Annotated in this window: 4 protein-coding genes; 1 reads left to right on the top strand and 3 read right to left on the bottom strand. The window is 74.9% G+C overall.

Annotated features, from left to right (window positions below; genetic code table 11):
• Positions 1-75: 75 nt before the first annotated feature.
• The gene (locus tag MNZ39_RS22870) at positions 76-567 is read right to left on the bottom strand and encodes a hypothetical protein (RefSeq protein WP_242341377.1); all 492 of its coding nucleotides are present in this window, start codon (positions 565-567) and stop codon (positions 76-78) included.
• 163 nt (positions 568-730) lie between these two features.
• Here MNZ39_RS22870 and MNZ39_RS22865 point away from each other — a divergent pair, with 163 nt between their 5' ends.
• Complete coding sequence (locus MNZ39_RS22865; RefSeq protein ID WP_242341378.1) at positions 731-1,345, top strand: DUF4230 domain-containing protein; 615 nt, start codon at positions 731-733, stop codon at positions 1,343-1,345.
• A 308-nt stretch (positions 1,346-1,653) separates the two neighbouring features.
• Here MNZ39_RS22865 and MNZ39_RS22860 read toward each other — a convergent pair whose 3' ends face one another.
• Together MNZ39_RS22860 and MNZ39_RS22855 are read right to left on the bottom strand one after the other, a co-directional pair.
• A complete protein-coding gene (locus MNZ39_RS22860; protein WP_242341407.1) occupies positions 1,654-2,886 on the bottom strand; it encodes an HNH endonuclease in 1,233 nt (410 codons plus the stop codon).
• 770 nt (positions 2,887-3,656) lie between these two features.
• Positions 3,657-5,672: DUF3857 domain-containing protein (locus MNZ39_RS22855; protein ID WP_242341406.1), on the bottom strand; the 2,016-nt coding region annotated here is incomplete at its 5' end.

Genomic DNA, 5,672 nt, shown 5'->3' with positions numbered 1-5,672 from the left:
GCGCCCGCGAGGCGGAAGCCGGCGCCGACGGCGAAGCCGCGCGCGCGCCGCCCGCGGTGAGGCCCGCCGGCCCGCTCACCGCGCGGCGTCGCTCAGGCGCGCCGCGGCGGCGGGATCGACGCGCCGCGCGAGCTCGAGCTCCAGCTCGACGTCCCGGTGCTCCCGCTCGTCGCGCCCCTCGAGCGTGCCCGCGATCTTGAAGAAGATCACGCGGCAGGAGCCGCCGCCGAGCTCCGTCCCCTCGACCCGGTAGCGCACGTCCGACCCGTCGAGATCGGTCTCGGCGACCCAGCGGCCCCCCTTCACGGTCCGCGTGTCGCGGGCCTGCGAGAGGAGCTGCGACACGGTTCCGAGCGGCGCCTTGCCGATCGAGACGCCGTCGTCGCTCCCGAGGTCGAAGCCGCGCTCGTCCAGGAGGCGCAGCGCCGCCGGCCACACCTCGGCGAGGGGCCGCGAGAGGCCCTGCGCGTCGAGCGCCGCGCGGAGGCGCGCCTCGCGCTGCGCTGCGGCGCAGCCCGCCGCGAGGAGCACGGCGCAGGCGAGCACGCGAGAGGGCGAGAGGCGCATCGGACGCCATCATGCGCCCGCCGCGGAGGCCTCGCTCGGCCCATCCGAGGAGCGCCGGCGGGTGGAGCCGAGAGGGTGGGAGCGCAGCGCCGCGCAGGTCGGCGCACCGCGCCGCCGACGCCGGCCGGGCGCCGCGGGACCTGCCGCGATAGCATGCTCTCCCATGCGTCGCCTCCTCGCGGTCGTCCTCCTCGGCCTCTCGATCGGCGCCGGCATCGCCGTCGTGTCCCGGATCTTCCTGCGCGAGCGGCCGCTGCCGTCGCCCCCCGCCGTGGCGACCCAGATCCGCGAGGTCGCCCGCCTCGAGACCCTGGAGGTGCGGCTCTACAAGAAGGTGAGCTTCGAGCCCGAGCCCACGCAGGCGGACTCGCTGTGGGGTGACGTCGCGGGCTGGCTGCGCCACACGCTCGCCGCGCCGAAGGGGAAGGCCATCGTCTTCGCCGACGCCTTCCTCACCCTCGACCTCGAGCGGCTGAACGCCACGAGCGTGGGCGTGCAGGGGCGACGGGTCGACGTGGTGCTCCCGCCCATCCGCACCACCATCGCGATCCGCCCCGGCGAGACCGAGATCCTCGGCTCGAACCTCGACTCGGCCGAGACGGCGCGCCTGCTCGACCTCGCCAAGGTGGCCTTCGAGCGGGAGGTCGACGGCGACGTCGCGCTGAAGGCGCGGGCGCGGGCCTCGGCGGAGCGGCACATCCGGGCGCTGCTCGTCGGGCTCGGCTTCGGGGAGGTGCGGTTCGTGGACGCGCTCCCGCCGGGCGAGAGCGCGAGCTGAATATTCTGACGGGGGCTGCGCCCTGAGGATTCGTCACATCTTCGGCTGCTGACCGGGGGAGCGGCTTCGGTCGGCCGAGCGGCGCACCACGCGCTCCGGCTGGGCATCGACGGGTCGGCACGCGCACGCCGGGAACGCTCCGGGCGGAGCACTGCGGGGCGGCAGAGCGGTGAGCGTCACCAGCGGGGGCGCAGGGGATCGGAAGCCGGAAGTACGCGAGCGGTGAGCCGTCGCTCCAGCCTGGCGACCATGCGAAACCCGCCCTCCGTTCTGCCCGGAGATTCGGTCAGCTCCGTGGCGGCCGCAAATCACGGCGCCCACATCCCCAGCTGCATGACCGGACGCAGAGGTGCCACGTCAGCGTGCGCGGGCGGCGTCGGCCCGTCGCCCGCGTCGCGCCGGAAGCGATCCATGTGCTCGCGCCCGAAGCTCCTCTCTGCGTGAAGCAGATTGTGGGCTCGGCAGGCGAGCCGAAGATTGTCGATCGTCGATGGTCCCCCGAGGGAGGCGGGTTGAATGTGGTCGAGCTCGAGCTTCCAGCGGCTCTTGCAGCGGCAGCCGTCCGGGCCGACCCAGGCGCAGCGCCCGCCGTCGCGTTTCCACACGGCCCGGCGCACTATCGCCGGGATCGTGGTCCTCGCCGGCGGCGTCTTCGCCGCGGCCTTCTTCGTCGCCGCGGCCTTCGTCGTCCCGGCCTGCTTTGCGCCCTCGTTCGAGCCTTCCTTGGCGTCCTTGGTCTTCCGCTCCGGCGCGACCGCGCCCTTGCGCTTGCCGTGCTTCTCGATGGCGCAGCGGATCGCCTCGCGGAGCACCGCCGCGAGGTCACCGTCCGGGACCTTGTGCGACAGGAGCGAGCGGAGCGTCTCGAGGTCCTCCTTGCAGGCACGGTCGAGGGTGACGCGGAGCGACCATTGGCTCTCCGAGACGGCGAGCGTCTCGGCCCGTCGCTTCGGCTCCGCGAGAGTGGGCTGGGGCGCCGGCAGCGCGCCGGCCGCAGGTCCCGGATCGAGGGTCGGCTCCGCAGGGCCGGGTGCGGTAGCCGCCTCGGCCCGCTCGGCCTTTGGGAGCTCTAGCGCTGCGCCCACCACGGCGGGCGCGCGTTCGGTGAGCTTGCGAAGGCCAGCACGCGGAGCGGTGCGCGCCTGGACGGAGACGACGAGGTGCTCGACCTCGGCCCGGGTCCGGAAGGCGGCGCGAGCGAGGAGGTCGTCCACGTTCTGCTCCGTGAGCACCTGGCCGAGGAGCGCCACGGTGGACAGGCAAAGACGCCCATCGCGCAGCGGAGCCTCGAGGATCGGGAAGCGGCGCAGCACCCGCATCGCCTGGATGCGCCGGCCGGCGGCGCCCTCCCGGAGGTGGAGCGCCTCCAAACAGTACGCCCAGAGGGACGCATGGCCGATCTCGACGAAGGCGCGGCGCCGATCGAATTCGTCGAGGTGCAGGAGGAAGTCGACCTGGACGTTCCGTTCCTCCCCGGCGAGCTCGCGCAGGCGCAGGGCGAGGACGTTCGACTCGAGAGCAGCGGGAGTGAGCGCAGACATGGGGATGCACCTCCAGTACACCCTTCGTAGCACGCGATCTTCGGAGCTCCGGAGACGCTCCAGGCTCGCGCCTGTGCGGCGTTCTCCGGCGCATCCTCGTCGTTGCCCCAAGGCGATCGGCGCGCGCTTCACGCGCGAGAAGCGTGCGCGAGAGCGGCCTTCCCGCGCCGCCCGTGTGCCTGAGCGCAATCGGGGCGAGAAGGCGTCAATGGAGAATGTTTCACCCACCGCAACTGGGACGCCTCGCCTCGCCGCGAGAAGAGCCGCGACACCGGCCGGCACTGCCGCTGGCGATAGTTGTCACCGTGGGTGAATATGGCCGACCTTCCATGACGCTCCAGCCCGTGCTCCGGGGCGAGCTGCGGAGGCGCCTTCGAGAAGTCCGCGCGCACCCCGCGCGAAGTCACTCCGTCGCCCCCCCGACACACGGCGAGACGCTCGCCTGCTCCGCCGCCCTCCCCCGTTCGACGGGGTCCGAGCACGAGCGCGTGCGCGGATCCCGTCGATGCCCGAATCCGACATGCGCACTGAAGCCGTCGTCGAACCACCCGCCGCTCGTCCGGCGAGTACCTGCACTTGTGATGAATGACTAGTGGCTGCGCCCCGCCCCACCGACGTCTGGACGCCGTCGTCGGAGCCCCACCCGGCTCGCCGGGTCCCGTGCGCCGCCGCGAGCGGCTTCGCCGCTTCCGCGGCGTCGCCCCGGCGGGCTCGCTTCGCGCGCCTATTCGCGAATCATGATCGGCCGTTTACCAGCGAACAGCAGCACTTCACGGCCGGAAGACCGCCGGGTCGTCCTGGATCGCGTCGACCGCGGCCGCGAAGCCTGCGAAGTCCCCGTACCGCTCGGGCGCGATCCGGCCGCGGGCGAGGTCGAGCCGCTCCTCCCGCACGAGCGTTCGGCCGTCGGCGCGCTCCGTGCGCTCGAAGGTGCCGAAGGGCGTCTCCACCTTGCGCGCCGCCGCGGCGCGCGCCGAGAGCCCCGCGGGCGCGATGATCTCCACCCGGGAGGTGCCGCGCTCCGGCGTCGGCAAGAGCAGCGCCGTGCGCCGCGAGGCGACCTGCACGTACCGCGACGCGAGCCGCGCCGGGAACACCTGCGCGTCGACCACGACGCCGCCGTCGGCGGCGCGGGCCAGCTCGGGCGCGGAGCCGCGCCAGCGGATCCCGAGGGGCGCGGCGGGATCGTCCTCGCCCTCGATCGTCACGTCCTGCACCGCGAACCCGCCGAAGGTGCGCGACAGCATCGCCTCCACCGCCTGGCGGCGCTCGGTCGCGTCGAGCTTCTCGAGCGCGGCCTTGGCGGCGGCGGCCATCGCGCCGAAGTAGCGATCGGTCCCCTCCACGTCGGCGCCGCCGTCCGTGCCGAGCGCGATCCGCACCGTCACCTGGCGCTCCTCGGGGACGAGCGCGCGCGCGGGCGTGTGCTGGAGCTCGAGCGCGTCGCCCGGCTCGGGCAGGACGAGCGCGTCCACGTCGAGGACGCTCGAGGGCAGCGCGCCGAACGGCGCGAGCCGGAGCGACGGATCCAGCCAGAAGGTCTCCTTCCCCGCCTCGACGCGCAGGAGCGGGTGCGTGAACTCGCCGGGGTTCGGGAAGCGGAAGGCGACGGCGCTCGCGGAGAACGGGCGCGCGAGCGCGATGCGCGTGCGCAGGCCGAGCTCGGAGAGGAGCGCCTTCAGGAGCACGAGCCGGCTCCCGCGGCCGCGCGACAGGACCGCGCTCGCGTCCTCGCCGAGCGCGCTCGTCGAGCCGAGGACGGTCCGCGCGACGTGGGCGTAGGCCGCGCGCGCGAGCGCGGCCGGCGGGGCGCCCGGCCCCGCCGAGGTGCGGAGCTCCCGGGCCAGCGCGCGGAGCTCCTCGGTGGGCTTCGTCCGCTCGAGGGCGCCGTCGCCGAGGGCCCGCTGGATGGCGGCGCGGTCGACCGCCGCGCCGACCTGCACGAAGGGCAGGTACTCCTGCATCGGCACCGCCTCGGGCTCGGGCACGAACGCCGGCACCTCGGTGCGGAGCGCGCGCATCACCTCGCGGCCCCCCTCGCGCTTCACCTCCGGGGCCGGCATGCCGTGCGCGTCCACCTCGAGGCCGAGCCCCTCGGGCGCGGTCACCACGTAGGTGGAGCGGAAGAGCGGCACGCCTCCCACCTGGAAGTAGAACGGGTCGGCGACGTAGCCGCCGCCGACGCCCGGCACCGCGCGCAGGTGCTCCACCTCCACGTAGTCGCCGGGCTCGAGGCCGGCGAGCGACACCGACCCCTTGGACGCGCCGGCGCGCTCGGGCTCCACGGTGCGGCCGCCGGGCTTCACCGTGCGGAGCACGAGCACGTCCGCGCCGTGGGGGACCGTAACCTCGCCGAACTCCTCCACGCCCTGCTGGTCGAGCACCTTCACGACCTGGTGCGTGCGCTCGATCGCGGCGCCCCCCGGGAGGACCTCGATCGCGGCGGCGTCGAGCACCATCGCCGCGGAGGTCGCGCCGCGCGGGCGCGCCCGCTCGTACGCGCGGATGGCGGCCTTGCCGTCCTCGGCGGCGCCGTCGAGCACCTCGTGCCCGTCCTGGAGCGCGAGCGCGCGCCGGAGCGCGAGGTCCGCGCCGTCGAGGAGGAGGGCCCGCTCGCGGAGCGCGCGCGCGGCCGCGGCGTCCCCGGCGAGCTCCGTCACGTCGGCGAGCTTCTTCGCGACGCGCGGGCTGCGCGGCCAGAGCTCCGCGACGACGCGGAGCGCCTCGACCGCGCCGGCGGGGTCGTTCGCCCCCACGAGCGCGCCCGCGCGTGACAGGGCGGGCTC

It is taken from the genome of Anaeromyxobacter sp. SG66, assembly GCF_022690805.1.
GTDB classification, from domain to species: Bacteria; Myxococcota; Myxococcia; order Myxococcales; family Anaeromyxobacteraceae; genus Anaeromyxobacter; species Anaeromyxobacter soli.
The sequence above is the reverse complement of the archived record's forward strand: the minus strand, read 5'-3'. Positions and strand labels throughout refer to the sequence as shown.